Below are 26,567 nucleotides of genomic sequence, written 5' to 3'. Positions count from 1 at the left end.
GATCAGGCCACCGCCGAAAGGTCGCGAACGAAGGCGGCCCGCTGATTGGCGTCGTCGTTCTCGACAATGAAACGGGCGAGGATTGAGAGGCGAGTTAGCCGTGGATCGTCGGCACAGTCCGGACGCGATAGTGCCTCTGAATGGATAGCGTCGGCGAGGCGGTCGCAGGCATCGGCGATCCAAGCGACGAATTCGCCGGCGGGCTGGACTTCTTGCTTCTCATTCGAGCAGCGTGGCTGGCAGCCTACGGCCGAGCAAAGTTCACGAACGAATTGCACGACGTCATGCAGCCCTTCGAGCTGACGGATTTCCATGCCCGCGATGTCAAAATCCGGTGGGCCCGGCATTGGCTTAGAGGCTCGACCTGAGATGAGCCTACTTTCGGTGAGGCCGGCGACAGCGTCGTGAATGTCTAAACAGAGGCGTCCGGCAATCCCATAGCCTTCGCGAGGTGTATCTGCATGCCAGACGGCGACGTACTCTAACCAAGCCTGCGCAATGGCCTTAGCTGGTGCGTTCTCGCGAGTGGCACGAAGCGCAGCCGCTCTGTCGATCAGGCTATCCCGGATGTCAGCGTTGCGCTTCCAGGATTCCTCGTCATCTGAGTTTGAGCCATTCGTGCATGTCTTCGTCCACTCGCCCCATGCGTTCAGCAGCTCATCCACAAGCGGGAGAGGGGCTTTCTCCAGGGCCGCTACGTCACGGAGGATGGATGCCATCATCCTGTCGAGGCCGTCGCGGCTCCCGTCATCCGGATTGTGCCGCTCCCAATCTTCTCCGAACAGTCTGGCCTTAGCCGCGAGATCCGAGAGCGATGAAGCGGGTTCCGCGATGGCACGTTCCCAAATTGCAGAGTGCTTTGCGATCTCGACGTTGAACCGCTCGTCGCCCCAGCATTTTCCGCTGCACTCATTATTGATCCATACTACGTGCTTCACCGCCCAATCGCAGGTTTCAGCGAGATCACTAGAAGCAGGCGAAGGAGTTGGAATGCTAGAACGCGAGCTCAATTCCAATGCTGCGTTGGGAAGAGCATACAGCACATCTGCGACGTTCCTCAGGACCGTACAGATTTCGTCCTGATCAATCGCGTGTGGCTCATCTGCCAGGTAGCGCAGTTGCAAAGCCGCTTCTGTCGCGTCCGTAGGCCGATAGTGCACGACCATATCTGAGGCGTACTGTTCAGCGTCGGAGGCCGTCTCGTAGGTCTGCTCTAGTTGCTTCAAGGTGGTAGGAGACAAGACGGTACCCGCACGCCGCATAGCTACCGTATCGGTATTCTTCGCAGCAGCATCCAGTGCGGCACGTGCTTTGCGGTGAGCGTGAATAGCCTGGGCCAGGGAGAGCCGCTTCGAGGGCTCGGTGAGCAGCCGCGTGGCGGCGTCGTCTATGTTGTGATCGTCGGCGGTACTGCAGCCATCTGCCTTGGCTGCAGACACAGGGGGGCGATCAACGCAATGGCGCTGTTCCATGACTTCATCTCCGTGGGTTGGGTGAAGGCCCTCGCCGGCTATGCAGACCTGCGTGGGCCGCTTGAAACGGACGCCTCGGTGAGCGCGTCCGTGACCTCTTAAATCTCGGGTGCTTCGGGCACGCTCTCGTGGTCGTCGTGCATGCACAGCGTGAGCGTGATGGAAGGGGTGAGCAGCGTGTGCGCGGCCAGGGTGATGGTGCCGGTCTCCACGTCGTGCGTGTTCGACGTGTAGAGGCCGCTGCGGACCATCAGGAACAGTGTGATGTTGATCTCGCCGCCGCACTCTTCCTCGGACAGGCCAAGCCAGTCCTGCAGGTGCTTGAACAGGGCGAAGGGGCTGATCGGGCCAGCGAGGTGGGCCGTGTGCCGGATCGCTTCAGCGAGCAGGGCCGCACGCCATTCGGGTTGGCCCAAATCATCAATGCGAGGATTGCGCTTATGCATGGCGACCTCCCGTACGGGCGGGATTTCTGATCGCATTGAGGACAACCCTCGATTTACGCTGGCGCGTCAAAAGGTTCTGAGTTGTTAATAGTGTGGCCTGGGATGGCCGTGAACCAACCCAGGCCTCGCAGCAACCAACCGACTGGACCGATTGGAGACTACGAATGGAGAGGCCGGCCCCATGGACCAGCGGACGGATGATTCCGAGCCCATTCCTGCTGATGTCGGAGCGGGACAGGGAGGAGGCGGAGCGCAGAATCCGGGAGGAGGAGCGCCGTCGCAGAGAGGAACTGGAGCAGGAACGACGGCAGCGGATAGAGGAGGAACGGAAACGCAACCAACAGGACAAGAGCCCGACAGATTGGGACGATCCGAAAAGCCCACGCCGCCGCTGACCGACGAGCAGAGATGCCGTTTCAGTCTTCTCAAGAACGTTCGCTATCACGAGGATCGTGAGGGGCACTTTGCCTGGATCAATCGAGCCTTGGATCTCTTTGTCCTCGTGAGCGGCCTGGGCACCGTCGTTGCGCTCTCGGACCTGCTGCCTCCCTGGGCACGGGTAGATGGGCGATGGATCGCTGCAGCAACCAGCGTTGTGGGAGCGGTTCAGCTTGTCTTTGCGCTCGGCCGACGTGAAGCGCTGCATGCCGATTTGAGGCGCCGCTTTCTCGCGCTTCTCGCCGACCTTGATGCCGAAAACGCCAAAGATACGGGGCGCCGTATGCGTGCCCTGTTCGGCGACGAGCCACCGACGTTCCATGCCGTCGACAAACTGGCTTACAACGCCGCTATGACCGCTCTCGATCGTCCTGCCGCTTCCATGATTGTGGTGACGCCCTCGCAGAGGATTTGGCGAAACTGGAGACGCTACGAGGGCGTACAGTTCCCACGCGTTGGAGACGCGCAGGCTGCTGCCAAGGGGCCTGCTTGGTGGCAACGTCCGAAGGTCTGAAGCTCCATCTTTGAGCATGGTTCAGCCTTCTATGCGGGTGAAGGCGTTGCCGATCGCCCAGAGCAGGGCGGAAGCGCAGATCGGAAGGAAGAGGTAGCCGTTAGCGACCATAGATCGTCTCCACTGGGAAGCACGATCAAACGTTTACCCACACATGCACGCTAATGCAACCCGCAAACGGGTAGTGCGGATTATTTTCGGGTTAGAAGTCCATCTCGTCGGCCTCGGCCCATTCTTTCGTTCGGTTCATCCAGTCGGCCCAGTCAGGCGCATCGTCCGCATGGTACTTGTAAAAATCGCCACTTGGTTTGTTGATTATCGCTTTTCCAGGCGGGCTTGCTATCACACTAAACCCATTCGACATCGTAAATTTAACACCTTCGTCCGTAAAAGACATAGAGACAACAAGGGGATGGTTTGCGATTACATCGCCGGCGGCCTCTCGCATTGATCTTGTTAGCTTGTATCTATCTATAAGACGCTGTATTACCTCTCGGAAGGTGTCTCTTCTATTTAGGGCGTCGCCGATTAGTCTTTTGGCGGCTTCATCGTCAGATGATACGCCGAGCTCTATCTTGTACTTCTCGATACGTTTGGCGATCTCAACCGGCAAAACGTACGAGACCCGTACAAAATTCGGGACGGTTTGCTTGTCTGCGGCCGGACGGACCATGCCGGGTATGTCTAGATCGAGAAGGCCCGCGATCTCAGGAAGAACGCGGGAGCGTCTCGTAGCACCCGTTTCTATGCGATCAATCGTGGACTGTGTGGCGCCTACTTTTGCCGCAAGGAACTCCTGGCTCCATCCTCTTTTCTCCCGTGCCGCTCGGATTAATGCGCCAAAATTCTCTGTCATGGCCTTATTCTACCCATCAACGGGTTAAGCGCATTACCCTATTGCGGGTAATGCGCTAATGGGTTAATACGGGTTATGCTCGAGAAAGCGCATCACCCCTTAGTCGAAGCCGCGGTAGGTTTCTTCCACTCGCAGGCAGCACTGGCGCGAGCTATTGGCTCGTCACAGTCGACGGTCTCGCGCATGTTGCTAATGGAGATACCTGTTACGGCAGAAGTCGCGACTGCAATTCATCGAGCGACAGAGGGTGCGGTTCCGAAATGGGATCTTCGCCCGGATCTTTGGGATGCCCCGTGCCCGATGCCGGCCCGCGCACGGGAGGAGGCACGAGTTTGATAGCCTCCTCACAAGCCCATACACATCAGAGACAGGCTCACCTGCCCCAGCAGGGCAGCGGCCGGCGTGCCGTTGGCGACTTGGCCGCGGTCAACGTGAACGCACGGGTGGTAACCCTTCACGACCAAGCCCTCACAATGATGAGCAGCCCCACCGGGACGACGCACATCAGGCCGATGGCCCATTGGATCTCGTTCCGGGCGCTCTTCACCTCGCCTTCCAAGGTAGCGATGCGCGCCTCCAGAGCGCGGAACCTGGCCTCGTCCATTCGTCGCTCCCTCGCTTCGATTCGTGTCCCGCTGGCGGCGTTCCACCGGCTGATTGTCGATGCCGATGTTGGGTCTCTAAGGGCCGATTGTCTCTCAGCATCCCATCCGCATCAAAGCGTCGCCGACGTTTTGGAGCAGGCATGCTGCGGCGGTGCCGTCAGGTTTTCGTCCCCGGTCATCAAGCCGGTTCGCCAACCGCTCCAGCACTTCTCGTCTATCCACTCCGGGCAGAGCGCTGGCCAAGTCCACCATCAGTACCGCCAGGGCGTCGGCGACGGTCTCTCGCGTCACGGTGTTGGCTCCGGCAGATCGCTCCTCACGATCTCCGCTTCGATAGGTGGTCCACGGTTCGCTCAGAGCATCCATGGCGTCAGTATCCTAACGGAGGGAGCGGGATTCGGAACGCAGCAACGCACGTGTTCGCCTGGGTCACCCACGCGCGATCGGTTCGATCCGCCACGCCTTCGTCTGTTCCGCCAGGGCAGCGAAGGCCAGATGCAGGTCGCTCATGCCGAACGGGACGATCTCGGTGGTGGTCACCGAATCCGCCTCGATGCTGACCCTCGCATGCCCCCGGCAGCCAGTACGGCTGAACGCGAATTCGATCTCCAGCGTCTCCCCACCGAGATCGACGTCCAACTCCCGTTCGATACTCTCCAGCTGGATATCGAACATCTCTTCTTCCGGCGTGCCCATTGGGGCCTTCCTTCCTCGTCACGTGGACGTCTGTTTCGATTGCCCTCTCCCCCTGCAGGGAGGCTCGCTGCCTGATGCTGCTCAAGGACTTCATGCGGTCCGAGGACCTGTCCGACTCGGAGATGGCCGAGAAGATCGGCGACATCTCCGAGTACGGCGTAAGAAAGCTGCGCTTCCGGACCCGTGGCCCCTCGGTGCGGGTTGCCGCCCGTATCGAGGAGGTCACCGGCGGCAGGGTCAGATCCGCTGATCTGCAGCCGCTGACGAACCGCCGCGCTCCCGCGGAGGCCGTGTCGTGATCGTTTCCGCTCGTCCCATCCTGTTCCTGCCGTCCGCGCTCTCCCGCCAAGGCGCCGCGTCCGTCAGTCTGTCCTTCGTTCCGACCCCCAACGTCGCTTCTCATCCTCTGGTCTCCCGTCGTGGTCGAACACCACAAGACCAGAGGAGCCACCCGAGATGTTGGGCAAGTCACCCGAGAACGCGGGTAAATCACCCAAGGCCCACGAGGCTGTCGCCATGAGCTCTCAGGCTGAAGCCCGCTATTTGGTGGAGTTGATCGCCGGCCCCATGCGGCTCGGCGAGAACGTGAAAGCTGCGCTATCCCGTGTGGCCCGCACCACGGGACTGAACGACCGCCGGGTGCGGGGCATCTGGCACAACGAAGCCCGCTCGATCCGCTCCGAAGAGATGGATCGCCTCAGAGAAGCAGCGCGAGACGCTCGTGCAACGGAGCAGGCGCGCAATGAGCACAGGTCCGTCCTTTCCCTCCTCGCCACCGCCGACGCGGCCCTGGGCCTTCCGGGCCCGGACGTGGATCGCTCGGATGATCCTGCGCTGGGCTTCGGGCCTAGCGATCATGATCGCCCCCTGGATCAGGGACACTGAGCGGTGATCCCATTGACCCACGCCCAGCCGCCGCCGGCCTGACCCGGTCGTAGCGCTTCGCCGTCCTCATCCCTCACGCCCGAACACGGCGCTCCCGAACCTCGGAGCTTTGGCCGATGCCCCTTGCTGTCTCGTCACCCCCCATCCCCGAGCGCGTGAAAGCGTATCGGAGTGCCCTTTTCGATCGTTGGGTCGACGCCAAGCGGCGTGCCCATCAGAGCGAGGACATCGCCGACCATCGCGCGGCGGTCGACGCCTACACCGCGTTCATGCGGGCGCATCTGGCGTCCGACGAACGAAAGCAGCTCGACCTCGAAGACGAGATCGCCCGGCTCAGCGCCGAGAACATCCGGCTCCGTGGACGCGTGCGTGGGGGAGGACCGGCATGAGCATCGGATCCACACCCGACGCCGGCATCACGCGGGAACGGCGGCCCACTCACGTCTATCTCATCGCGCGCCGTGTCGGCGTCGCCATGCATGCTCCCGTCCGAATCGGGGTCACCGACGATATCTCGGGCGAAATGGCGACCATCCAGGCCTGCTGTCCGTTCGAGGCCACGCTGATCCATGCCGTTCGGTTTCCCGACGGTCTCGTCGTCGCCAATCTGCTCCAGGGCAAGTTCGCGGACCATCACCTCTTAAGGGCGCTGGGCAGGGGCTGGTACGACATGGCCCCGGCCGAGGCTCTGACAGGCCTGCTGGCCCAGCTGGACGCCATCCTGGCCCTTAATGGCGTGTCCGACGAAGAACGTCTGACGGTGCTGAATTTCCTCGACGCGGGAAGCGATGCGCAGGAAGCGCTCCGATTCCTCACCAGCTACGTGGGAGCGGATCGATGAGCGCCCCCTGGATCAAATTCTATCCGTCGGACTGGCTCTCGAAGCCCGCGCTCCGGCTCTGCCCGATGGCTGCCCGCGGGCTCTGGATGGAGATGCTGTGCATCATGCACAACGCCGAACCATACGGCCATCTCGTCGTAATGGGCCGCCCTTTGACCGATTCCGACCTCGCCCGGATGGTCGGCATGAGCCTCAAAGAATGCCGGAAGTCTCTCGCAACTCTGGCGCTGCACGGCATCTACTCGGTTACGGCAGACGGAACGATCTACAGCCGCAGAATGGTTCGGGACAATGCCAAGGCATTGAAAGATAAGGAGAATGGCAAGAGAGGGGGTAACCCCGACCTTAACCAGGGGGTTAACCCCCCGGATAAGGGGGAGGATAAAGCCCAGAATCCAGAAGCCAGAATCCAGATAGAAGAGGAGGGTGGTACTACTGTTCAGCTTCTTCCTGAAAAACCTGAGCCTGACACTCGCGCCGCCGCTTCGCGATCGTCGCCGGGGGCGAACCGATATTTTTTCGAGAGTGGCGTCATCCGGCTCAACGAGCCCGATTTCCGAAAATGGGATGCCGCGTTCCCCAGCATCAACCTTCGAGCCGAGCTGACGGGCCTGACCGGATGGGCCGGCGACCAGACGAGCTGGTTCTTCGCCGTGCCAGGGGCACTGGCCAAGCGAGATCGGGAGGCGCGGCTCGCGGTCGAGCGCTTCAGGGCCGATGCCGAGGCCAAGGCGAACGCGCCCAAGCCGAGGCCCTGCGGCTACGTGCCGTGAAATCGGTCGATGAGATCCTTCGCGAATTCGGGATCGTCCTGCGGTCGACATCCCCCGGCCGGCACTACGCGATCTGCCCTCGATGCTCGGTCACCGCCAAGCACGCCGCCAACCGCCGACGCCGTTCCTTGGGCGTCACGATCGACGCCGGTGGCGTCGGGTTTCGATGCCTCAACTGCGATCTGAGCGGCGGGAAGTATTTCAGCGATGACCCTCAACCCAACGGCAATCGCCTGGCTCGAAAGCCGGGCCCTCGACAGCGAGACCGCCTCACGTTTGGGGATCTACAGCGCCAAGCGCGCTCAGGGTGGCGATCCGGTTCCTGACGCCGCCGGCAACATTCTGGTCTTCCCGTACCTCGACGGCGGTGAGGAGGTGAACGCCAAGTACCGGGGGCGGGACACTGCTGGCAAGAAACGGTTCTGGCAGCGTGCCGGTGCTCGAAAGACGTTCTTCAACGTCGCCGTACTCGACGACCCGGCCGTTCAGAACGGTCAGGCACCGGTGGTCATCACCGAGGGCGAATTGGACACGGTCGCCGCCGTTCAGTCTGGTCACCCTTTCAGCGTCTCCGTGCCCGACGGCGCCCCTCCAGCACGGGACGAGCAGGGCAACCTCGTCGAGGTGCCAGACAATGCTGACGACGTGGTGCCCGAACACGACGACAAATACCGTTACGTCTTCAACAACTGGGACCGCCTGAAGCGGGTGAAGCGGTTCGTCCTTGCCGTCGACAACGATGAGCCGGGCCGCCGCCTCGGACAGGAACTGGCCCGCCGGCTCGGCCGATCCCGTTGCTGCCTCGTCAGCTATCCAGCCGAGCCCTGCGTGGCGGATGCAGACGGCGTGCTCCGGCCAGTGAAGGATCTGAACGAGGTGCTCCAGCACTTCGGGGCCGACGCCGTCATGGCCTGCATCGAACAGGCGAAGCCCTTCCCGGTGAAAGGCCTCTACAAGCTCTCCGACTTTCCGGAGCGTCCTCCCCTCCTTGCCCTGACCACCGGATTCCGCGAACTCGACCATCACATGCGGCTCTACCGCGGAGCCTTCGTGGTGGTCAGTGGACTGCCCGGTGGCGGCAAGACTGCCCTGATGACCCAAATCGCGATGAACATGGCGACGGGGCATAACTGGCGGATCGCCATCGCCTCCTTCGAGATGCATGTCCGGCCGATCCTGGAGAACATGCTGCTTGGCTTCATGCTGCAGAAGCCGCGCAACCTCTGGACCAAGCCTGAATGTGATGGCTGCCGCCGCTTCATCGATGAGCACTTCGTCTTCATCGCCCTTGCTCCGGACGATGAGGACACCGAGGCCGACGTTCAGTGGGTAATCGATAGGGCTGCGGACGCTGTGGTCCGCGAGGGCATCTCCATGCTCCTCCTCGATCCCTGGAACGAGGTCGAGCACAAGCGCCGGCCCGGCGAGAACGTCGCCGATTACACCAACAGAGCCATCCGGCTGCTGAAGCGGTTCGCGCATAGCTACGACGTTTGCACCGTCGTGGTGGCTCACCCGACCAAGTCTGCCGGCCTCTCGGTCCGGAGCGGAGAACCGATGTCTCTCTACGACATCGCTGACGGTGCGACCTGGGCGAACAAGGCCGAGATCGGTGTGGTGATCCACCGTGCCTCGCCGCACGACCGCATCGCCAATGTCGGCATCCGCAAGGTCAAGTTTCACGAGACCGGCAAGATCGGCGACGTGTCCCTGATGTTTGACGACGAGCTCCGCCAGTTCGTGGCCTGAGCCACAAACGCACCCCATCCGATTCCAAGGGAGAACTCCATGTCTCGCACCAAGGGAAAGCGGCAGCGTGAGAGGCAGCGCCGGCAGCTTCGACAGGAACGGAGAGCTGAACGCCGTGCGTCAGCTGGAACCGGAGCAGGCCTGGGCATGGGATCTTCCGCAGCCAGCGCACGCAGCGCGGCCGATCCGATCTGCGGTGTGGCTTCGCCGACGATCGACCCCACCCTGTGCTGGTACATCGCCAAGACCACGCCACGCATGGGCGTACGCGCGTTGGAGGCGCTACAGGCGGCCGAGGTGGTGACCTACCAGCCACGCGCCTCCGAGGTCGTCGTACGCCGCGGCCGGCGTGTCGTCCGGCGCACGCCTATGCTGATCCGGACGGTGTTCATTGGGGTGAAGGATGAACCTCATCTCGCGGTCGCCAAGGACCGGCCAGGCGTCGCCGAGATCGTCTGCTATCCGGTCGAGGACAAGTCGCTGGAGGGCAACATCTCTGGGCCAGTTCTGAAGCCTGCTCGGCTCAATGCGGAAGGGCTGCAGCGGTTCGTAGACAGGATCGCCAAGGGTGAGATCGTCGAGCCCGTCGGGATTAAGATCGGACAGGGCGTGATGGTGACCGACGGGCCGTTCGCCTCGTTCCCCGCAACTGTGGAGCGGATTCTGCCGGATGACCGAATAGCAGTGTCAGTTTCTCTGTTTGGGCGGGCCTCGCTCATCGAATTGAACATTGCGCAAGTCCAGCTGTTGTAGTAATTCAAGATGCTGAACAGTCGCCGCTGTACTCTCCCGCTATGGGATCGATGTTAGGCCGCGACGGAGACGGGTGAGACCGCTTCTCCACTTTGGAGGCTGGTTCCACATCTCTGACCCCATTGGGGTACTACTCGAATTCGAACAAGGTTCGAGCGCGACAACCATCATTCCGGTACGCACTGCGCCCGCAGGGGCGCCGCTCTGGCAATCGTCAGAGTTCGATACGGGAAGGCCAGCCGCCTCAGATGTAATGGCGGAAAACGACCTCACCCACGGTCTCTTCGATAGCGTTTGTTTCTGAATCATCGGCTGCGTTTTGATTGTTCACCATCGTTGGCGACATCATCAGGGCGATTAGGGCCAGCAGCCATCGGAAGGGATGGGCCATCGTTCGCATCTCATGCATCCAATCAGGAGTGAGTTCGCGTCTTCGATAGCCGCTAAGCATTGCTTAAATATGTCGAGGCCGGTTCCACCCCTTCTCCCCAGACCCAAGGCCGAGGGAGATGGAAGAGCCGCCTATAGTGACGCTTCGTAGGCTTGCAGGACATCTGCTGTTTCAGTCAGCCCTGAGGCTTCCATATCCAGCAACAGGACGGATGGTGATTTCTCCGGCCTTTTGAGGCGCAGGCGCATTTTCTGGATTGCCGCGACAGCCTTGCCGGGGTTGAGCGTGATGGCGTCAGCAATGAACTCGTCGCTGGAACGGGCGTCTAGCCCCAACGGCTCCAGGATATCGGCAGGGAAGTCCTTTAGGTTGTCGGTCACAATCACGTCCGCGCGGGTCGCCAGGGCCGCGGCGAGCACGTGGGCATCATTCGGATCTGGGAGGCCATCGCAGGCAGGAAGAAAGGGTCGGAAGTCCCCAACGTTGGCTTCCTCAAAGGCTCTTTCCATTGCTGCCCGCGCTCTGCGGGCTGCGCTATCCGCCCCCTCTATGCCTCTGCGACCGAGTATTTCAGCGATAGCTCGTTCGGTTTCATCCATGATCGGCTCGGACCAGCGGAGGCGAAAGAATTCCGCTTCCGCAAGCGACAGGATCAAGTTTCGTTTCAACGCGCCGGCAAGCGTGCACGCATCAACAAGGGCGGTGAAGCGGTTAGCGAACAAGGCTCAGATCAACTCCGCGTCGATTTCAGCTAGTTCTTCAAGTGCGGAGCTTCTGGTTGCGGCCCTACTGTTCTTGTAAGCGAACAAATCATCGGCTTTCACCCGCCTGTGGCGGCCAACGAGCGTGTGGGGGATTTCACCCTTATCAATCAGCCCTACGAGAAAAGGGCGCGACACGTTTAGGATGTCCGCAGCTTGCTTTGTCGTAAGCATCTGATTGACCGGGAGAATGGTCACCGCATCTCCGCTGCCAATATGGCGAAGAAGCTCCATCAGGATATCTGAAAGCCCTGGTGTAAGGGTGACGCCTACGGGCTTCCCACCGTCGGTGACAACGCTGATCTCGACCTCTCCAGAAGCCTGCTTCGCAATCACCTGACGAAGTTGATTGGCTGCTGCCTTCTCCTGCGCGGACGGAAGGCGCTTGCCGATCCGGACGGCTGAAGATGGTAGGGTCATGTACGCGACTCCTTGAATGACACGGCCTGCATATTCGCAATAAACGAAACGAACGCAATACGTGAACCGACATTTCGGTTACGCGGTTCCCGGCCTTATGCCCGGCCACACCAGCGAGACCCCTTACGATGGCAAGATACTTTGTCCGCGTGATGGAAACGCGTGAACGCGTTCTGAGCTATTCCGACATCGATAGCATTGAGGAATTACGAGATCGGGTCGACGAGGAAGTCGATCCCAACGCTTATGAATGCGTATCGGCGAACTCGTGGGCTGCGGCCGAACGCAAGCGTGAATGGCAGCCGCTTGTTGACCCAGAGCTTGTCTGGATTTGTGGCCTGGGGTTGAGGAACGGCGGCGACGGAAGTCCGCTTCACTAGCCCGCATCGTCCCGCTCCTCCTCCAATTCGCCGCTGAGGCGGGAGCTCACCTTCCTCCGCTGATTGGATTGCGTCTCGGCGGGCCGGAATTGATCCCGCGTTTGTAGATCCTGTCTTCGGGCGAACCCATCCCGGCAGACACCAGCCTTGGGTGCGTATCAAGAATAGTCCTGATTTCGCGCCGATCTGGTGCGACGCCTAGATGCTGAGCTACTCCCGCGATGACCTCGCTTAGCTCTATCTCCGTGCTGCGTCGTAACAGGAAGTCCGCTTGGCGATGGACAAGTTCTCTTAGCTCGTCGTTTGTTTCCGCGCTCATGTATGCGCCCTTCGCCGGTTGCTTCTTTGCGGATGAGCCTACGTCGTCATTTGCCCGCCAGTCTACTCACGAGGCCCGCATGTTCGGCATGTTCACCCGACGCAGCGAGGACGAACAGAAGCGCAAGCGTGAAGCCGAGGATCACGCTCGACGCGCCCGCTTCGAGGAGTGCATGCGATCGGAGCCGAGAAGGCAGGTCTGACAGTGTCTCCCGTGCCCTAAGGGCTGGCGGCTATCGGAGGTGCAACGGTTCAGCCCAAGTCAGAGTTCTTAGCTTCGACCCTCAGCATCTGGGGTCGAGGGAGCAGAACATGATCGGACGTTTTGGGTTGAGCCTCATACTCGCGACCTCTGCGGCCAGTGCCGCGATGGCCGCACCAATGTCCGCTGAGGACAAGGCCGCTTTACAGATGCAATGCGCTGGCGACTTCACGACCTTCTGCGCCGGCATGCCCCCCGAGGATGGTCCGGAGACGCAGGCCTGCTTCCAAAAGAACATGTCGAAGCTGTCGCCGGGATGCCAGAACGCGATCCAGGCCTACAAGAAGAAGGGCTGATCTGGCCGGCAGGCGAACCTACGCTTCCTCTATCCGTTTTTGGAAGCAGGCATCGTTTGGTCGCCCGTTGACGTCATCCAGGAAGGGCACTGAGCTCCGTGGTTCCGCTACTAGGCACGCTTCCTACTCATGCCACCGGACATGCCCTCGCAGCAGCAGCTGCCCTTCTTGGCCTTCATCCCGCTATGGCCCATCGCCATCGAGCCTTTGCCGCACATCGGCGCCTTACCTTTGGCTCCGCCGCAGCAATCCATTGCCAGCGCTGGGGCCGAGCCCATCACGACCATGGCAGCGGCCATCAGAATGAGCTTCTTCATGGAACTCTCCTCCTCGTTAATCCCTAGCTTACCAGCCCATGCAGCGTTGGCGGAAGTGGCCCATCGCTCCGCAGGTACCGATCACGGCAGAGATCTCGTTCGGCATCAACATCGGATGTGATGCGGGCCAAGCGCACGAGAACCATCCATCCCATCAGACCATGAGCCGCCGGGGACCCTGGGGGGTCCGGATCTATACGGGTGGTCGGGGCCCCAGTTGTCTCTAGCGCCAGGGTCGAATTTCTAGGTACGCACCCATGGCAGATGGCGTCTCGCAAAGGCAGTTGGCCAAGATCCTCGGTGTCTCCGAGGGGGCAGTAAGGAAAGCTGTTTCTTCAAATCGTATCAGTCGCTTACCCAACGGGAACATCGATCCGGTTGCGGCTCGCGAGGCCTGGGGCAGCACTACCGACCCCGTGCGTACCAGAGTGCGTACCAATGAGAAGGTACGCACTGGCGGTACGCACCAGTCAGCTGAGGTGCGTACCGCCGCAGATGCTCGTGAGGCTGTCACGCTTATCGCCCGCGTACTTGCCGAAGAGGGCATGCGTGACGATGGCAAGGGGATCGACTTTGGCAAAACGCGCACCGCCGAGCTGATCCTCAAAGCTCGGCAGCGTGACCTGGATCAATCGGAGCAGTCGGGGCGCCTTGTTGATCGTGAAGCTGCTGAAAAGCTCTTCTTCGACACCGCCCGTGATTTTCGTGACGCTTGGCTTGCCTGGCCAGCGCGGGTCGCGGTGGAGATGGCGGACGAACTGAAGATCGACCCTCGCGCGCTGACGACGATCCTGAACGCGCATGTCAAACAGCATCTCCAGGAGATCGGTGAACCTCCCGCCCGCTTCGAGTGACCTCGGAAGCCTCGCGGCGGCCTGGATCAAAGGCAAAACCCCAACGCCTGATCTGAACGTGGTCGAGTGGGCGGAGCGTCATCGCCGACTGAGCAAGGAATCATCGAACGGCGGTCGCTTCATCGTCTCCCGGGTCGAGGTGGCCCGTGGTCCGATGCTCGCGGCGACCGAGCCGGGCGTCAGCGTCATCACCCTGATGGCATGTACGCAGCTCCTCAAGACGACCGTGATCGAGAACATTCTCGGACGGTTCATGCACATCGACCCGTGCCCGATCCTGGTGGTCCAGCCGAAGGACGACGCAGCCGAGACCTTTTCGAAGGATCGGCTGGCGCCCATGATCCGGGACACTGAGGTCCTGAGGGAGATATTTGGGGACGCTAAGGCCAAGGATTCCGGGGCGACGCTGACGCACAAGCAGTTCCCCGGCGGGCACATCACCCTCGTTGGCTCGAACAGCCCAACCAACCTCGCGATGCGCCCCATCCGGCTGCTGACCTGCGATGAGATCGACAAGTACCCGCTCTCGGCCGGCGGCGAGGGATCGCCCATTGACCTCGCGGAAGAACGGCAGGCGGAGTTTAAGGCGAACAGCTTGTCGGTTCGGGCTTGCTCCCCGACTGTTGCTGGTCGCAGTGCGATCGAGGCCTCGTATGAGGAGAGCGATCAGCGCAGGGCGTTCGTAAAATGCCCGCACTGCCCGACTTGGCAGAGCCTGGAATGGGAGAGGGTCCGGTTCGAGAAGGATGAGGGCGGCAAGATCAACGCCTCTTCGGCCCGCATCGAATGCGTGAACTGCGAGAAGCCTTGGACCGAGTCGCAGCGCCTTGTGGCATTGCGCAAAATCGAGTGGCGGCAGACCCGGTCGTTCACCTGCTGTGGCGAAAATCAGTCTCCTGAGCGCTGGGCGCCCGAGGCCCACGGAGTCCGAAGGGCTTTGTGCATCCATTGCGGCACCGAGGCGGTGCCGAACGACCATGCTGGGTTCCAGGCCTCCAAGCTCTACGCGCCGAAGCAGACCATTCGCGAGACGGTGGCGAAATTCGCTCGGGCGCTACGGCGGGGACCGGAGGCGTTGCGGACATTCTTCAACACGCAGCTCGCGAGGACCTGGAAAGAAGGCGCTGATGCACCGGAATGGCAAGACGTTTACGGCCGACGTGACGGCGACCTGTCCGGGACGGTCTCTATTGCTGCTCTGGTTCTCTTCGCGGGGGTCGACGTCCAGAAAGACAGGCTTGAGGTAGGCGTCTGGGGGTTTGGCCGAAATCGGGAGCGCTGGCTGGTCGAGCATCGGGTCCTTCCCGGCGACACCAACCGCGCTGAGGTCTGGAACGACCTTGCTGCCATGTTTTCGGAGACCTGGGATCACGCAAGCGGCGCGGAGATCTCGGTTCGAGACTGGGGCATCGATTCCAGCGGCTTCACATCAGAGGTTTACGCCTTCGTCCGGTCCCAGGCCGGCCGGGGGAACGTCCACGCGGTCGACGGACAAGACAGCTACGCTGGCGCGTTCCTCGGCGTTGGCGCGAAGGATTCAACGCCCGCTGGAAAGAAGCTGCGCCGCGGGTTGAAGACGGTCAGGGTCGGCGTCTCGTTCGCAAAGCAAGAGCTGATGGGGTGCCTAGCACTTCAGCGGCCGGCCAAGGATCAGCCATTTCCGGCCGGCTTCGTGCACCTCCCGCAGGACGTCACTGAGGATCAGGTCAAGCAGCTGACGTCCGAAGAGCTGATCACTCACGTCTCCCGGGGAAGAACCCGGCGCGAATGGGTGCCGATCGGCGGTCGGCGCAACGAGGTGCTCGACTGCGCGAACTATGCTCGCGGCCTCGCAGCCATGCGCGGCTGGGACCGGTGGCGCGAGAGCCATTGGCGCGATCTCGAGGGGGTCCTCGGCATCGAGCGGGACCGAGCGGTCGCCATCGGCGATGGCGCCATCCCTTCCGAAGCTGCCGCCGCCATCTTGGCTGGCCAGCATAAGCGCGGGCGGCGCAGCGTCGTCCGCAGCCGGTTCATGAGGTAGCCAGCATGGCCGGATACACACAGAAGCAGATCGACAGCCTCAAGCAGGCCATTGGCTCGGGCGCTCTCACCGTCGATTATCCAGAGCGGGGCCGCATCACCTACCGCTCCCTGAGTGAGATGCGGCAGATCCTCGTCGACATGGAGAGGGACGTCGCATCGGCGACCCGCCCGGGCCGCACGAGAACCCGTCGCATCGTCATGACGTCCTCGGGCGGGTACTGAACGTGCGCGGAACCGCTCGGGTGAAAGGTCGCGGAAAGGCGACGCGGGTTTCGGCTCCAGCCACTGCCTCTGTGGACTTGTCCGGGGCGGTCGTGGGCTCGGAGGTCGGCCGAGAGGCCGCGCCGTATGATGCGGCGGGCGGCTTCGGACGCCGTTCGCGCGCGTGGCGAGTGGGGGGCTACGGTCCGAACACGGCGCTTGCCTATACGCTGGACGAGTTGCGCCGGAAGTCCCGCGATCAGGCCAGGAAAAATCCATACGCTCGGGCCGCCATTGATCGGCTGGTCACGAACATCGTCGGCACCGGGATCAAGCCGCAGAGCACGGCGGCGATCTCGACCGTCGGGATGACCAAGACCCAGACGAAGGCGGCGAACAAGGCCAGCGAGGAATTTCGCCAGGCTGTCACGCGCCTGTGGTGGGATTGGACGGATCAGGCCGATTCCATCGGTGCCCACGATTTCTATGGCCTCCAGGCCATCGCCGTCCGCGGAATGATTGAGGGCGGCGAGAGCTTTGTCCGGATGCGGCCCCGCCGGATTTCGGACGGGCTGGCCGTGCCGCTACAACTGCAGGTTCTTGAGGGCGACCACTGCGACGTCTTCAAGAACAATCCTGCCAATAACGTCCGGCAGGGAATCCAGTACAATGCGATCGGCGCGCGGACCGGCTATTACCTGTACCGGGAACACCCGGGCGACGGCATTCTCGGAAACTCGTCCGCCCTCAACCAGACGCTCGTCCAAGCGGCCGATATCTGCCACCTCTACCGGGCCATGCGGCCGGGCCAGGACCGCGGCGAGCCCTGGCTCGCCCCCGCGCTCCAGACGCTCTACGACCTCAACGGATACCTCAACGCCGAACTCGTTCGTAAGAAGAACTCGGCGATGTTCGTCGGATTCATCAAGCGTGTTGCCGACAGTGAATCGCCCCTCGGCGCGGACGATGCGGACGCCTCCGGCTCGGCAAGCCTAGCGTTCGAGCCTGGCACGCTGCAGGTGCTCGACGACGACGAAGACGTCACCTTCAGCGACCCGAAGGATGTTGGGCCCAACTTCGAGGCATTCGTCCGGCAGTCCCTGCGCGGCATCGCGACAGCAGCGGGCACGCTCTACGAGCTGTTGAGCGGCGACTACAGCCAGCTGAATGACCGCACGCTGCGTGCGGCGCTGAACGATTTTCGTCGAGCGGTCGAGGGCTGGCAGCACCATCACGTCGTCTTCCAGGTCTGCCGCCCGGTCTGGATCCGGTGGATCGACCTCGCGCTTCTGTCAGGGGCGCTCGTGCTCCCCGCAGGCATGCGGCGCCAGGATGCCTATGCGGTGAAATGGACCCCGCAGGCCTGGCCGTACATCCACCCGGTCCAGGACGTCGAGAGCAAGCAGATGGAGATCCGCGCCGGCTTCTCGACGCGGTCTCAGAAGGTCTCCGAGGGCGGCTACGACTCCGAGGCGATCGACGCCGAGAACGCCCAAGACAATGCCCGCGCCGATGCGCTTGGGCTGACCTACGCCAGCGACGGACGCCAGAAGGCCGGATCGGCCGGCGTCGCGGCCAGCGCGGGCGATCCTCCGGCAGCCGGAACCGCTCCGTCGGACTGAGCGCGGCCGCGAGCCACAAGACAACCGAAAGACTTGCCATGGATTATTGCTACGGCCCTGGCCGCAACCTCGTAGTCAATGGGGCGCTACTGCTTCACGGCATGGTGGGCGGCTCCTTCTGGGATGAGGGCTTCACCGCCTCCGACGTGGTGCACTCGCTGGCATCGCTCGGTCCGAACGCCGACGTGACGGTGCGGATCAATTCCAGCGGAGGCGTCGCTCACGAAGGGCTCGCCATCCACGCCGTTCTCACCGCGCACAAGGGCAAGGTCACCACGGTGGTTGAGGGCCTCGCGGCCTCCGCCGCCTCCATCATCGTTCAGGCGGGCGCAGAGCGTGTCATGGCGGCCGGGTCCATGATGATGGTCCACGACGCCTCGGTCGCCACGCATGGCGATGCGGCCGAGCACGACAAGAGCAAGGCTTACCTCGAAGTCGTGTGCGCGAGCATGGCTACGATCTACACCGCCGCGACCGGACGCCCGATCGAGGATATCCGCGCTGAGATGTCGGCGGAGACCTGGCTGACCGCCGAGGATGCCGTGTCCGAAGGCTACGCCGATCGCGTCGGCGCGGCCAACACCAACGAACCCGCCCCCTTTCCGTTTCGCGCCTACGCCCATGCTCCGCAGCGCCTTGTGGCGATGGCGGACGCGAAGGGGTGGTCGAAGCGCCCCCTTCCCGCTGCAGCGGCAACCGCAGCTGCCCTTTCCCCCCGCCACCAGGAGCATTTCATGGCGACACCTCCGGCGGGCAACGGTCCCGCCATCCCCCCGAACCCGAGCGCGGCTCTGGCCGCTACCGTCGACGGCGCCAAGCCTGCCGCGAACTCCACGAGCATGTCTCGCGCCGACGCTTCCGAAATCGTGACCCTCTGCGTGGCAGGCGGGGTCCCGGCCATGGCGGCAAACCTCATCGCCGAAGGCGCGACCGTGGCACAGGCCAAGGACCGCATCGACGCTGCCGGGGAGATCAAGAACCGCGTCGCGCTCGCGCGCCGTGTCAATCCGGACATCCCTGAGGGGATTACGGCCGAACTCATTGGGGGCGGAAAGACCATCGAACAGGCGGTCGCCGCTCTCTTTGACAAGCTCGTCGCAAGGGATGAGGCGACCGCCGTCTCGTCCCATCACACTGCGGAGAAGCCCCCGGCAGTCGCCGGACCAGAAGCCGCCAAGTCCAACATGCGCGCTCAGCTTGAGCGCTCTGGCCTCGTGAAGAAGGGAGCCTGATCATGGCTACGACTCTGAACAGCCCCGTCTACGTGAGCGACTGGCTCAAGTACGAGGCGGGATCCTACTACTCGCGCGGCACCGGCATTGTCGCCGCCGGTTCGGGCATCCTCGCCTCCGGCACCGTGCTCGCCAAGGTGACCGCCACCGGCAAGTACGTTCCGGCCGCTGCCGCCGGATCGGACGGTTCGCAGACCGCAACGGCGATCCTCGTGGCGCCGGTCGATGCCACGTCCGCCGACGCGCCGTGCGTCGTCGTCGAAAGCCATGCCCTGGTCAGCCATGCAGGCCTGACCTGGGGATCCACCATCAATGATGCGACGAAGCGCGCGGCGGCCATCGGCCAGCTGCGCACCGTGGGCATCAAGGTTCGTGAAGGAGCCTGAGACATGCCCGATATCATCCTCGACATCATCAACAACGCTGCGTTCTCGGCGAGCTCGCTGACGGACAGCGTCAACGTCGTCCCGAACAGCTACGGGCGTCTGAACGAACTCGGCCTGTTCAACGATGAGCCGATCGCCACCACGTCGGTGACCATCGACATCCGCAACGGCGTGCTCAACCTTCTGCCGACGCGGCAGCGCGGCGCGCCGGCCACTCTCGGCACGCCCGAGCGCGCCCGGCTGAAGGCGTTCCTCGTTCCGCACATCCCGCACGACGACAGTGTGCTGGCGCTCGACGTGCAGAACATGCTGATGCGGGCGGGAGGCGGTGGCGTCGCTTCGGCGGCGGGCCTGGAAACGGTGCTCGGCATGGTCAACCGCAAGCTGATCACCATGCGGCGCAAGCACGCGATCACCCTGGAGAGCCTGCGCGTCAGTGCCATCGCGGGCGTGATCCGGGACTACGACGGCTCGCCGCTGATCAACCTCTTCACCGAGTTCGGCATCACCCAGAAGGCCGTTGACTTCGCTCTCGGCACGGCGGGCACCGACGTCGGCAGCAAGTGCCGCGAGGTCTCGGGGTACATTGAGGACAATCTGCTCGGCGATACCATGACCAGCGTTCATGCGCTGGCCTCGCCGTCCTGGTTCGACCGCTTCGTCACGCACGCCAGCGTGAAGGAAGCGTACAAGTACTTTGTCGCCACCCAGAACCCGCTGCGCAACGACCTGCGCAAGGGCTTCACCTTCCAGAACATCACGTTCGAGGAGTACCGGGGTCAGGCGACCAAGCTCAACGAGGACGGCTCCACGACCGTCCAGCGTTTCATCCCGGACGGCGACGTGCGGTTCTTCCCGATCGGCACCGGCGACACCTTCACGAACTACTGGGCGCCCCCGGACCACATCGACGAGACCAACATCGCTCCCAACCTCGACGATCAGGTCTTCGTTGCCCCTCTCGAGCGAGCGAAGTTCGGCAAGGGGATCGACATCCACACGGAATCGAACCCGCTCCCGCTCGTGAAGCGCCCCGCAACCCTGGTCCGCGGCTTCTCCAGCAACTGAGGCGCGGCCTCGCGACCATGAAGATACAAGCGGGCGCGCTCAATGTGCCCGCTTGGTCCTGTTTCACCATTCAGAGGAGGCGGACATGCGTCTGCGCGAGAAGGGCAAGAAGGACGGCGAGGTGATCAATCTCGGCTGGGATGAGGCGCAGGCCGCGCTTCTCGCCGGCACCCACGTCTCCGCCGAGGGGGAAGGTGGAGACGGCGATCGCGGTCCGGACGTGACTGCCGCTCAATCGCCCAAGCCCGGCTCCGAGCCGGCTGAGGAAGAGGATCCGGACGCGAAACGTTCCGGACGTCGGTCATAGCCGGTGGGCGCATTCGATCTGGTCGTCAACGGCATCTTCGACGACCCCAACTTCGCAAGTGATGTGATCTGGCGCTGGCAGGGAGAGATCCCCGGCGTGCCGGCGCGCGTCATTCGGAAGGTCCCCGAGGCCATCGTCGGCCTTGGGGACAACCGGTATGATCTGCCGGCACTCCTCATTGATGTGCGACTGTCCGAGGTCGCCGATCCGCAGCCGGGGGATCTGATCCAGTTCGTCGATGAGGATAACCGCGTCGCGGAGATCACAAACCTCGGCAAAATCGACAGCCAAGGACTCGTCCGCACCTGCGAGGCTCGGTACGACGAGGATGACCGCTTCCCGTCATCCGGGGGCTGACCCGGCATGAGATACAAGGCCACGGTCCCCGACATTCGGCAGGCACTGTCAGGTGCGGAGGTCCAGATCGCCAAGTCGGTCACGGCCGGCATGAAGCAGGTAACCGAGGGCCTGAAGCAGGATCTGCGCGACGACGTCACGTCGTCCGGCCTCGGCCAGCGCCTCGCGAATACCTGGAGGGGTCAGACCTTCCCGAAGACCGGCGAGAGCGTCGATGCCGCCGCCTATGTCAGCACGAACGCCCCGAAGCTGATCGACGCGTTCGACCGCGGCGCGACCATCGTCGCCAGCGGCCGGAAATACCTCGCCATTCCGACGCCCGAAGCCGGCGTGCGCCAGATCTCGAAGCGCCGCACCAAGGGCTCGACCGACAACACCCTGAGCCCGGCATCCTGGGAGCGGGAGACGGGCGTCAAGCTGCGCTTCATCCCGACCCGCACCGGTGGCGTGCTCGTCGCCGACGCCTTCTACCGGCGCCAGGCGAGACGCTACCAGGGCCGTAAGTCCTTTCGTGCGATTAAGGAGAGCGGCCCCGAGAAGGGGCGTCAGTTCGTCGTGATCTTCGTGCTCGTGAAGCAGGTGAAGCTTCGGAAGCGCTTCGACATCGACGCCACCGCCAAGCGCTGGGCCGACCGGATCCCGAGCGCCATCGCCAGCAACTGGCAGGCCTGAAGCCAGCCTATCCATGGAGGGGAGCGCGATGATGCGACGTGTCGCTCTGTCGATCCTTGCCCTGGCCGTCCTGTTCGGCGGCGCTTCAGCCGAGGCTCCGCCGCCGATCGCGCCCGGCGTTCCCGTGAGCGTCACGCTCCAGCCTGTCGCGATCTACGACAAGGATGGGAAGCTGGCCGGTTCGCCGGAGGCGCCGACCTCGACCATCCAGACGCCGTTCGTCCGCTCCGGCACGGGCGATCCAATCATCTTCAGCGGTATCACGACCACGGCGAAGCAGTTCGCCATCGCGAAGCCGGCCGACGCCACCTCCTATCGCTTCGTGAACCCGTGCAACGTCGATGTCCGGATCCGGAAGGTGTCGAGCCTGTCGGAGAGCGTGACGCTGACAACCGGCACACGGTTCCTGGCGCGCTCCTCGGAGACGCTGGGCACGAGCCAACCGACGTTCGTCTCCATCATCGCGACCGCCGCGCCGACCGGTGAATGCGCCCCTGAACTCCAGTATGGGCGAGGCGGCTGATGTTGACTCAAACCCAGATTACGAGCCGGCTGGCCCCCGTTTTCGTGCTCGTGATTGTGCTGGGTTATGGCGCCGCTCGCCTGGGCCACCCCAACGCCCATTGGTTCTACTGCGGCATGCTGAGGGCTTGCTGATGCGTATCCTCTGGCTTCTCGCCTGCCTCTCCACCAGCCTGATCTCACCGGCCGAGAGTAATCTGCGCTCTGCCAGCCCAATGATGGGCGACGGTGTACAGCGTACCGGTCCTGCTGGCCCTCCCGGCCTTCAGGGTGAACCCGGCGCTGTTGGGCCGCAGGGCAATCCTGGCCCGTCAGGCGTTGCAGGTCCAAAGGGCGAAACTGGCGCTACGGGAAGCGCAGGCCCCCAAGGACTGACAGGGGCGAAAGGCGATGCGGGAGCGGTTGGTCGTCCTGGTGATAGTGGTAGTGCCGGTCCTGTCGGCCCTGCAGGAGCTACTGGCGCAACGGGGAGTGTCGGCCCCGCTGGTCCTGCCGGTCCAACTGGTGCTGTTGGCCCTAGCGGCAGCGCTGGCCCTCAAGGTCCGACCGGACTTCAAGGACTACAAGGACCGGTAGGCCCCGCCGGCACCCCGAAGCGCATCGAGCGATATACCGTCCAGAGCAACACCAGCGCTGTCGCCACCTTCACGTGGCCGGCATGCGGCTCAACGCCCGACGTCGACATCATCCCCACGTGGTCAGGCGATCAGATGATCGTCGGCGGCGTGACGGCGCAAACCCTTTCGGGCGCCACGGTTGCGGCGAAGCGGTCTCGGATCACGGTTCTCGCGGGGCTGCCCTTCGAGCCTGCGCCCTCCACCGCCGTCACCGTCCGCGTGATCTGCAACTGATGGCCGACGTTTTCAACTTCGACGTCTTTCGCGGATCAAACCTCCCCGTTGTCACGTGGGAGCTCTACGACGAGGAGGACGCGCCGATGCTGCTTGCGGGTCAGCAGTTCGTTCTCAGCGTCCGGTGGCAGGATGGTGGCCTTCAGAAGCGCAGCGCCGATGCGGATGGGCTTAACGTCAATATCGAGCAATCGCAGGTCACGTGGACGCCAAGTCTCGCCGAAAGTCGCATGATCCCTCTCGGACGCAGGTCTCGCTACGAACTCGAGTGCCGCACCGGGGACCTGCAGTTCGTCGTCGTTACCGGGTCCATCGTGGGGATCGGCGGCCTCAATAGCGACGACTGACGACTTAGCGGCGGTCGCCCTCTACCCTCAAATCAAGGAGATGAACCGTGGCGGGATTTTCCGATTACGTCGAGAACGCTGCATTGAATTGGCTGAGAGGCACCGCAATGCCGACTGCCCCGGCCGGCATGTTCGTCGGGCTATTCTCGTCAGACCCGACCGATGCGAATACTGGCGGAACAGAGGTCACCACCACTATCCGCGCGGCCGGCCGCCCCAGCGCTACCTTCGGCGCTCCGAACGCCGCCGGCACGATCGCCAACACCGCCCTCATCGACTTCAGCAACGCGGCGGCGGCGGCGACCGTCAGTCACTACGCTGTGTTCGACGCGGCGAGCGGCGGCAACAAGCTTTTCTCCGGCGCGCTGACCGCCTCGAAGTCGGTCTCGACCGGCGACCCGGTCAGCTTCGCCATCGGCGCACTGACCCTGACTTCGGACTGATCTTTTCCGATGGCTGCCCTCTCCACGCATCGCGTACAGGTCCGGCTAGGCCCTGTCGTTCGACGGGTGCGAGTGCCGGCCATCCCTCGGGTGGCGATCGGGCAACTGGCCGCAGCAGCGCTGAGCCTTAGCCTCTCCGCCGGCGCGCTTTCGGTCGTGTCGCAAATTGCGGGCGCGGGCGCGGCTTACTCTCAAGGAAGCGGGGCTCTTTCCATAGGCCGGCCGCTCTCGTCAGCCGGGAACGCATCTGCATCGTCGTCTGGCGATCTTTTCGTCGTTCGAGGCCTCTCTGCCTTCACCACCGCACCGGTTCAGACCGTCGCCACTCTTCAGGTCGCCGGAGGGCTTAGCGGCGCATCGGCGGCAACCTCGCAGGCGAGCGGCGCGCTGACTATTCAGCGTAATTTTATCGCCACAGAGAACGCTACGAGCGCGTCGGCAGGTGCCATCTCGGTAACTGCCAGCATCACCGCTTCGTCGGCAGCACAATCCCTCTCAGCGGGCTTGCTTACGGTTCAGAAGCAGGTCGCGGCTTCGACCTCAGCCCCGTCTGAGGCAGGAGCAACTCTTACCGTCTCGAAGGGCTTCGACGCAGCGGGTGTATCGGCCTCGGCTACGACTGGAGCGCTCTCTGTCGGCAACGCCCTGTCGGCAACGACTTTGGCGCTTTCGGTCCCAGCCGGTGCGTTGAACGTTGTGCGCGGGCTCGCAGCGGCGTCGAGCGCCCCAAGCACCGCCACAGCGGTCCTGAGTGCCGGCGGTGGCGAGGACGCGGACGCAGCGGCCTACCTCAACGCACAGACCACGCCGCCCAGCAGCACTGAGCGGTCCCTGGTCAACACGCTCGTGAAGGGCCTTAAGACTGACGGGATCTGGATCAAGCTCGACCGTCTCTCGCTGCTTGCGGCGGAAACAGCGCAGGCGGCTCGGCTCTGCTTGCGGAACCCGACGAAATCGGTGGTGGCGACAAACCTGCCGGCATTCACAGCGAACCGCGGCTATATGGGCGACGCGACGTCGGCCTTCCTCGACCTCGGCGAGCCTTTCGCCTTCGCGGGCGCCAACTTCGTGCTCGACAGCGCCTCCATCTTTTACGTGTGCAACCTCGGATCGGCGACCGTCGGCCTACAGGGGCACATTGGCAGCACGGGCGCGCTGCGCGCCGGTATCTCAGCCAGAAACAACGCGGGCAACAACACCTTCGCCATCGGCGACAGCACGGCGTCGGCCTATGCAGGGACAGGCGCCCGAACCGGCTTCCGCTGCGCCAGTCGCGTCGAGAGCACCACGAAGCGCATCTACAACGCGGACGGTTTGGTCACGTCGCTGGCGGTCACCTCAACGTCCGTCTCAGCGACCAACGGATGCGCGCTGCGCTCCACGGCTTCGTACTCGGACGACCGCCTGGCCGTCCTCGGTTCGGGCGGCGGCCTGACGGCGGCAGAGATCGCCAACCTGAACACCCGCCTCAACACCTACCTCACCGCTAAGGGAGCTGCCTGATGGCCGATCTGATGCCGTTCTACGTGATGAATGAGTTGCAGGCTGCTCGCTTCCGCGAACTGACCGCGAGCGACGAGAACCGCCTAGACCCGCGCAGGGTCGAGGCCGGCCAGTATGCCGGGAAGTACGTGCTGCCGAAGCGTATCCGACAGGCCACTGAGTTTGAGGCGCATTGGGACGCCCTCGACATGCTGGCTGAGGTCGCGATTGACCGCGAAGTGGCATGGCCTCCGACCGAAGAAGAGATGGCCGCGCGCCGGGCGGCCAACGCGTAGATTGCTTCGCCGCGCAATATGTTATGTGTGCCGAGTTGCAGAACTCGGCGAGGCAGAATGGCGCACCAAAACCGAATGCCGGCGATTGACGGCCTGCGGGGGCTCGCTGCTCTGGCGGTGGTCCTCTATCACTATGAGGGCGTAGCGTTTGGAACACCCCGTCATGACCGAGTCTTCAAGCTAGGTGAACTGGGTGTCGAGCTGTTCTTCATCATTAGCGGGTTCGTTATTCTCCTCTCGCTGGATAAAGGGCAGTCTGTTCGGCAGTTCGCCTTTAGCCGTTTTATGCGACTGTACCCCGCATATTGGTTTTCTTTGATACCTGCTGCGGCTGCACTTCTAGCCCTAGGAAAATTCAAACTTACCGCTTTTGTCGTCAACGTGACGATGTTTCAGAGCTTCGTAGGCGTCCGTGATGCGGTCGAGCCGTATTGGACGCTTGGCTACGAATTGTGGTTCTATGTCGCGATAGGTTTCGTCGTATTGCTCGGTCGCCTTGAGTACATTTCCCGAATTGCTCTGGCTTGGTTATCTGCGTGCGTGATGTTGCGCGTCGGGCATGATTTTATTGAGTGGGGGACTATCGTTCGGTACTGGGACCCGATCGTGAAACTCTTTCGGCCGGACTATGTGCAGTTNCGTGATGTTGCGCGTCGGGCATGATTTTATTGAGTGGGGGACTATCGTTCGGTACTGGGACCCGATCGTGAAACTCTTTCGGCCGGACTA

The 26,567-nt window shown here is 62.9% G+C and carries 39 protein-coding genes; 29 read left to right on the top strand and 10 right to left on the bottom strand.

All coding sequences use genetic code 11. The features are described from left to right. Positions 1–2: 2 nt before the first annotated feature. Both ASF32_RS04650 and ASF32_RS04645 read right to left on the bottom strand, forming a co-directional pair. The gene (locus ASF32_RS04650; protein WP_156467696.1) at positions 3–1,472 is read right to left on the bottom strand and encodes a hypothetical protein; all 1,470 of its coding nucleotides are present in this window, start codon (positions 1,470–1,472) and stop codon (positions 3–5) included. A gap of 98 nt (positions 1,473–1,570) precedes the next feature. Beyond that, positions 1,571–1,918, bottom strand: a complete 348-nt coding sequence (locus ASF32_RS04645; protein ID WP_056424122.1) for a hypothetical protein — start codon at positions 1,916–1,918, stop codon at positions 1,571–1,573. Between the two features lie 361 nt (positions 1,919–2,279). On the opposite strand from ASF32_RS04645, the gene ASF32_RS04635 reads away from it, so the two are divergent. Further along, on the top strand, positions 2,280–2,870 hold the full coding sequence (locus ASF32_RS04635; RefSeq protein ID WP_156467695.1) for a hypothetical protein: 591 nt from the start codon (positions 2,280–2,282) through the stop codon (positions 2,868–2,870). A 202-nt stretch (positions 2,871–3,072) separates the two neighbouring features. Here the strand turns inward: ASF32_RS04635 and ASF32_RS04630 are convergent, their stop codons facing one another. The 4 genes from ASF32_RS04630 to ASF32_RS04620 all read right to left on the bottom strand — a co-directional run bounded on the left by ASF32_RS04630 (position 3,073) and on the right by ASF32_RS04620 (position 5,027). Continuing rightward, on the bottom strand, positions 3,073–3,726 hold the full coding sequence (locus ASF32_RS04630; RefSeq protein ID WP_082490370.1) for a helix-turn-helix transcriptional regulator: 654 nt from the start codon (positions 3,724–3,726) through the stop codon (positions 3,073–3,075). 454 nt (positions 3,727–4,180) lie between these two features. Further along, a complete protein-coding gene (locus tag ASF32_RS25165; RefSeq protein WP_156467694.1) occupies positions 4,181–4,330 on the bottom strand; it encodes a hypothetical protein in 150 nt (49 codons plus the stop codon). Positions 4,331–4,424: 94 nt separating this feature from the next. Then, on the bottom strand, positions 4,425–4,697 hold the full coding sequence (locus ASF32_RS04625) for a hypothetical protein (protein ID WP_056424114.1): 273 nt from the start codon (positions 4,695–4,697) through the stop codon (positions 4,425–4,427). A gap of 63 nt (positions 4,698–4,760) precedes the next feature. Further along, positions 4,761–5,027, bottom strand: a complete 267-nt coding sequence (locus tag ASF32_RS04620) for a hypothetical protein (protein WP_056424111.1) — start codon at positions 5,025–5,027, stop codon at positions 4,761–4,763. A 74-nt stretch (positions 5,028–5,101) separates the two neighbouring features. On the opposite strand from ASF32_RS04620, the gene ASF32_RS04615 reads away from it, so the two are divergent. The 7 genes from ASF32_RS04615 to ASF32_RS04585 all read left to right on the top strand — a co-directional run bounded on the left by ASF32_RS04615 (position 5,102) and on the right by ASF32_RS04585 (position 10,028). Further along, on the top strand, positions 5,102–5,326 hold the full coding sequence (locus tag ASF32_RS04615) for a hypothetical protein (protein WP_056424110.1): 225 nt from the start codon (positions 5,102–5,104) through the stop codon (positions 5,324–5,326). 157 nt (positions 5,327–5,483) lie between these two features. Further along, positions 5,484–5,912, top strand: coding sequence for a hypothetical protein (locus tag ASF32_RS04610; protein WP_056424108.1), 429 nt, complete (start codon positions 5,484–5,486; stop codon positions 5,910–5,912). Between the two features lie 116 nt (positions 5,913–6,028). Next, positions 6,029–6,301 carry a hypothetical protein gene (locus ASF32_RS04605; RefSeq protein ID WP_056424106.1) on the top strand — a complete coding sequence of 91 codons (273 nt, stop codon included), beginning with the start codon at positions 6,029–6,031 and terminating at the stop codon, positions 6,299–6,301. Beyond that, positions 6,298–6,753, top strand: coding sequence for a hypothetical protein (locus ASF32_RS04600; RefSeq protein ID WP_056424104.1), 456 nt, complete (start codon positions 6,298–6,300; stop codon positions 6,751–6,753). Before ASF32_RS04605 ends, ASF32_RS04600 begins: the two co-directional genes overlap by 4 nt. After that, positions 6,750–7,526: a hypothetical protein gene (locus tag ASF32_RS04595; RefSeq protein ID WP_056424101.1), complete on the top strand. Its 777-nt coding sequence runs from the start codon at positions 6,750–6,752 to the stop codon at positions 7,524–7,526. The genes ASF32_RS04600 and ASF32_RS04595 overlap by 4 nt, the downstream gene beginning before the upstream one ends. A gap of 207 nt (positions 7,527–7,733) precedes the next feature. Further along, complete coding sequence (locus ASF32_RS04590) at positions 7,734–9,275, top strand: DnaB-like helicase C-terminal domain-containing protein (protein ID WP_056424099.1); 1,542 nt, start codon at positions 7,734–7,736, stop codon at positions 9,273–9,275. Between the two features lie 39 nt (positions 9,276–9,314). Next, positions 9,315–10,028: a transcription termination/antitermination NusG family protein gene (locus ASF32_RS04585; RefSeq protein WP_156467693.1), complete on the top strand. Its 714-nt coding sequence runs from the start codon at positions 9,315–9,317 to the stop codon at positions 10,026–10,028. A 244-nt stretch (positions 10,029–10,272) separates the two neighbouring features. Here the strand turns inward: ASF32_RS04585 and ASF32_RS25160 are convergent, their stop codons facing one another. From ASF32_RS25160 to ASF32_RS04575, 3 genes are all read right to left on the bottom strand, one after another. Then, the gene (locus ASF32_RS25160; RefSeq protein ID WP_156467692.1) at positions 10,273–10,419 is read right to left on the bottom strand and encodes a hypothetical protein; all 147 of its coding nucleotides are present in this window, start codon (positions 10,417–10,419) and stop codon (positions 10,273–10,275) included. 131 nt (positions 10,420–10,550) lie between these two features. Next, complete coding sequence (locus tag ASF32_RS04580; RefSeq protein ID WP_056424094.1) at positions 10,551–11,141, bottom strand: PIN domain-containing protein; 591 nt, start codon at positions 11,139–11,141, stop codon at positions 10,551–10,553. Positions 11,142–11,144: 3 nt separating this feature from the next. Next, entirely contained in the window at positions 11,145–11,600 is a 456-nt protein-coding gene (locus ASF32_RS04575) for a helix-turn-helix domain-containing protein (protein WP_056424092.1), read from the bottom strand. 128 nt (positions 11,601–11,728) lie between these two features. Between ASF32_RS04575 and ASF32_RS25155 the strand changes: the two genes are divergently transcribed. The 3 genes from ASF32_RS25155 to ASF32_RS04565 all read left to right on the top strand — a co-directional run bounded on the left by ASF32_RS25155 (position 11,729) and on the right by ASF32_RS04565 (position 12,856). Next, on the top strand, positions 11,729–11,980 hold the full coding sequence (locus ASF32_RS25155) for a hypothetical protein (protein ID WP_156467691.1): 252 nt from the start codon (positions 11,729–11,731) through the stop codon (positions 11,978–11,980). Between the two features lie 398 nt (positions 11,981–12,378). After that, positions 12,379–12,501, top strand: a complete 123-nt coding sequence (locus tag ASF32_RS26805) for a hypothetical protein (protein ID WP_280136536.1) — start codon at positions 12,379–12,381, stop codon at positions 12,499–12,501. Between the two features lie 109 nt (positions 12,502–12,610). Beyond that, complete coding sequence (locus tag ASF32_RS04565; protein ID WP_056424088.1) at positions 12,611–12,856, top strand: hypothetical protein; 246 nt, start codon at positions 12,611–12,613, stop codon at positions 12,854–12,856. 110 nt (positions 12,857–12,966) lie between these two features. On the opposite strand, the gene ASF32_RS04560 is transcribed toward ASF32_RS04565, so the two are convergent. Then, positions 12,967–13,173: a hypothetical protein gene (locus ASF32_RS04560; protein WP_056424086.1), complete on the bottom strand. Its 207-nt coding sequence runs from the start codon at positions 13,171–13,173 to the stop codon at positions 12,967–12,969. 257 nt (positions 13,174–13,430) lie between these two features. Between ASF32_RS04560 and ASF32_RS24345 the strand changes: the two genes are divergently transcribed. The 18 genes from ASF32_RS24345 (at position 13,431) to ASF32_RS04480 (ending at position 25,838) form a co-directional block, all read left to right on the top strand. Beyond that, complete coding sequence (locus ASF32_RS24345; RefSeq protein ID WP_082490368.1) at positions 13,431–14,027, top strand: hypothetical protein; 597 nt, start codon at positions 13,431–13,433, stop codon at positions 14,025–14,027. Then, positions 13,975–16,050: a terminase gpA endonuclease subunit gene (locus tag ASF32_RS04550; protein ID WP_056424083.1), complete on the top strand. Its 2,076-nt coding sequence runs from the start codon at positions 13,975–13,977 to the stop codon at positions 16,048–16,050. Before ASF32_RS24345 ends, ASF32_RS04550 begins: the two co-directional genes overlap by 53 nt. A 5-nt stretch (positions 16,051–16,055) precedes the next feature. After that, positions 16,056–16,274, top strand: coding sequence for a hypothetical protein (locus tag ASF32_RS04545; RefSeq protein ID WP_056424081.1), 219 nt, complete (start codon positions 16,056–16,058; stop codon positions 16,272–16,274). A gap of 2 nt (positions 16,275–16,276) precedes the next feature. Then, positions 16,277–17,875 (top strand): phage portal protein, encoded by a 1,599-nt coding sequence (locus ASF32_RS04540; RefSeq protein WP_156467690.1) that lies wholly within the window; start codon positions 16,277–16,279, stop codon positions 17,873–17,875. A 38-nt stretch (positions 17,876–17,913) separates the two neighbouring features. Beyond that, a complete protein-coding gene (locus ASF32_RS04535) occupies positions 17,914–19,107 on the top strand; it encodes a head maturation protease, ClpP-related (protein WP_056424077.1) in 1,194 nt (397 codons plus the stop codon). A gap of 2 nt (positions 19,108–19,109) precedes the next feature. After that, the gene (locus ASF32_RS04530; RefSeq protein WP_056424075.1) at positions 19,110–19,493 is read left to right on the top strand and encodes a head decoration protein; all 384 of its coding nucleotides are present in this window, start codon (positions 19,110–19,112) and stop codon (positions 19,491–19,493) included. A 3-nt stretch (positions 19,494–19,496) separates the two neighbouring features. Further along, a complete protein-coding gene (locus ASF32_RS04525; protein WP_056424073.1) occupies positions 19,497–20,561 on the top strand; it encodes a major capsid protein in 1,065 nt (354 codons plus the stop codon). Positions 20,562–20,646: 85 nt separating this feature from the next. Continuing rightward, complete coding sequence (locus ASF32_RS04520) at positions 20,647–20,868, top strand: hypothetical protein (protein WP_056424071.1); 222 nt, start codon at positions 20,647–20,649, stop codon at positions 20,866–20,868. Between the two features lie 3 nt (positions 20,869–20,871). Continuing rightward, positions 20,872–21,225: a hypothetical protein gene (locus tag ASF32_RS04515; protein WP_056424070.1), complete on the top strand. Its 354-nt coding sequence runs from the start codon at positions 20,872–20,874 to the stop codon at positions 21,223–21,225. A 6-nt stretch (positions 21,226–21,231) separates the two neighbouring features. Next, positions 21,232–21,897 (top strand): DUF6441 family protein, encoded by a 666-nt coding sequence (locus ASF32_RS04510; RefSeq protein ID WP_056424068.1) that lies wholly within the window; start codon positions 21,232–21,234, stop codon positions 21,895–21,897. A gap of 28 nt (positions 21,898–21,925) precedes the next feature. Beyond that, complete coding sequence (locus tag ASF32_RS04505; protein WP_156467689.1) at positions 21,926–22,420, top strand: hypothetical protein; 495 nt, start codon at positions 21,926–21,928, stop codon at positions 22,418–22,420. A gap of 227 nt (positions 22,421–22,647) precedes the next feature. After that, positions 22,648–22,794, top strand: a complete 147-nt coding sequence (locus ASF32_RS26320; RefSeq protein WP_244483593.1) for a hypothetical protein — start codon at positions 22,648–22,650, stop codon at positions 22,792–22,794. 15 nt (positions 22,795–22,809) lie between these two features. Next, the gene (locus ASF32_RS26315) at positions 22,810–22,995 is read left to right on the top strand and encodes a hypothetical protein (protein WP_056424064.1); all 186 of its coding nucleotides are present in this window, start codon (positions 22,810–22,812) and stop codon (positions 22,993–22,995) included. 134 nt (positions 22,996–23,129) lie between these two features. Next, positions 23,130–23,270 carry a hypothetical protein gene (locus ASF32_RS26310; RefSeq protein WP_244483592.1) on the top strand — a complete coding sequence of 47 codons (141 nt, stop codon included), beginning with the start codon at positions 23,130–23,132 and terminating at the stop codon, positions 23,268–23,270. Continuing rightward, a complete protein-coding gene (locus ASF32_RS04495) occupies positions 23,270–23,617 on the top strand; it encodes a hypothetical protein (RefSeq protein ID WP_056424062.1) in 348 nt (115 codons plus the stop codon). Before ASF32_RS26310 ends, ASF32_RS04495 begins: the two co-directional genes overlap by 1 nt. 47 nt (positions 23,618–23,664) lie before the next feature. Then, positions 23,665–24,060, top strand: a complete 396-nt coding sequence (locus tag ASF32_RS04490) for a hypothetical protein (protein ID WP_156467688.1) — start codon at positions 23,665–23,667, stop codon at positions 24,058–24,060. Between the two features lie 90 nt (positions 24,061–24,150). After that, positions 24,151–25,563 carry a hypothetical protein gene (locus ASF32_RS25150; RefSeq protein WP_156467687.1) on the top strand — a complete coding sequence of 471 codons (1,413 nt, stop codon included), beginning with the start codon at positions 24,151–24,153 and terminating at the stop codon, positions 25,561–25,563. Further along, positions 25,563–25,838 (top strand): hypothetical protein, encoded by a 276-nt coding sequence (locus ASF32_RS04480; RefSeq protein ID WP_056424057.1) that lies wholly within the window; start codon positions 25,563–25,565, stop codon positions 25,836–25,838. Before ASF32_RS25150 ends, ASF32_RS04480 begins: the two co-directional genes overlap by 1 nt. Positions 25,839–26,567: the final 729 nt, after the last annotated feature.

This window comes from Methylobacterium sp. Leaf91, from assembly GCF_001422815.1.
Taxonomy (GTDB): Bacteria; Pseudomonadota; Alphaproteobacteria; order Rhizobiales; family Beijerinckiaceae; genus Methylobacterium.
Note: the sequence above shows the minus strand (reverse complement) of the source record. Positions and strands in the feature narration are given on the sequence as shown.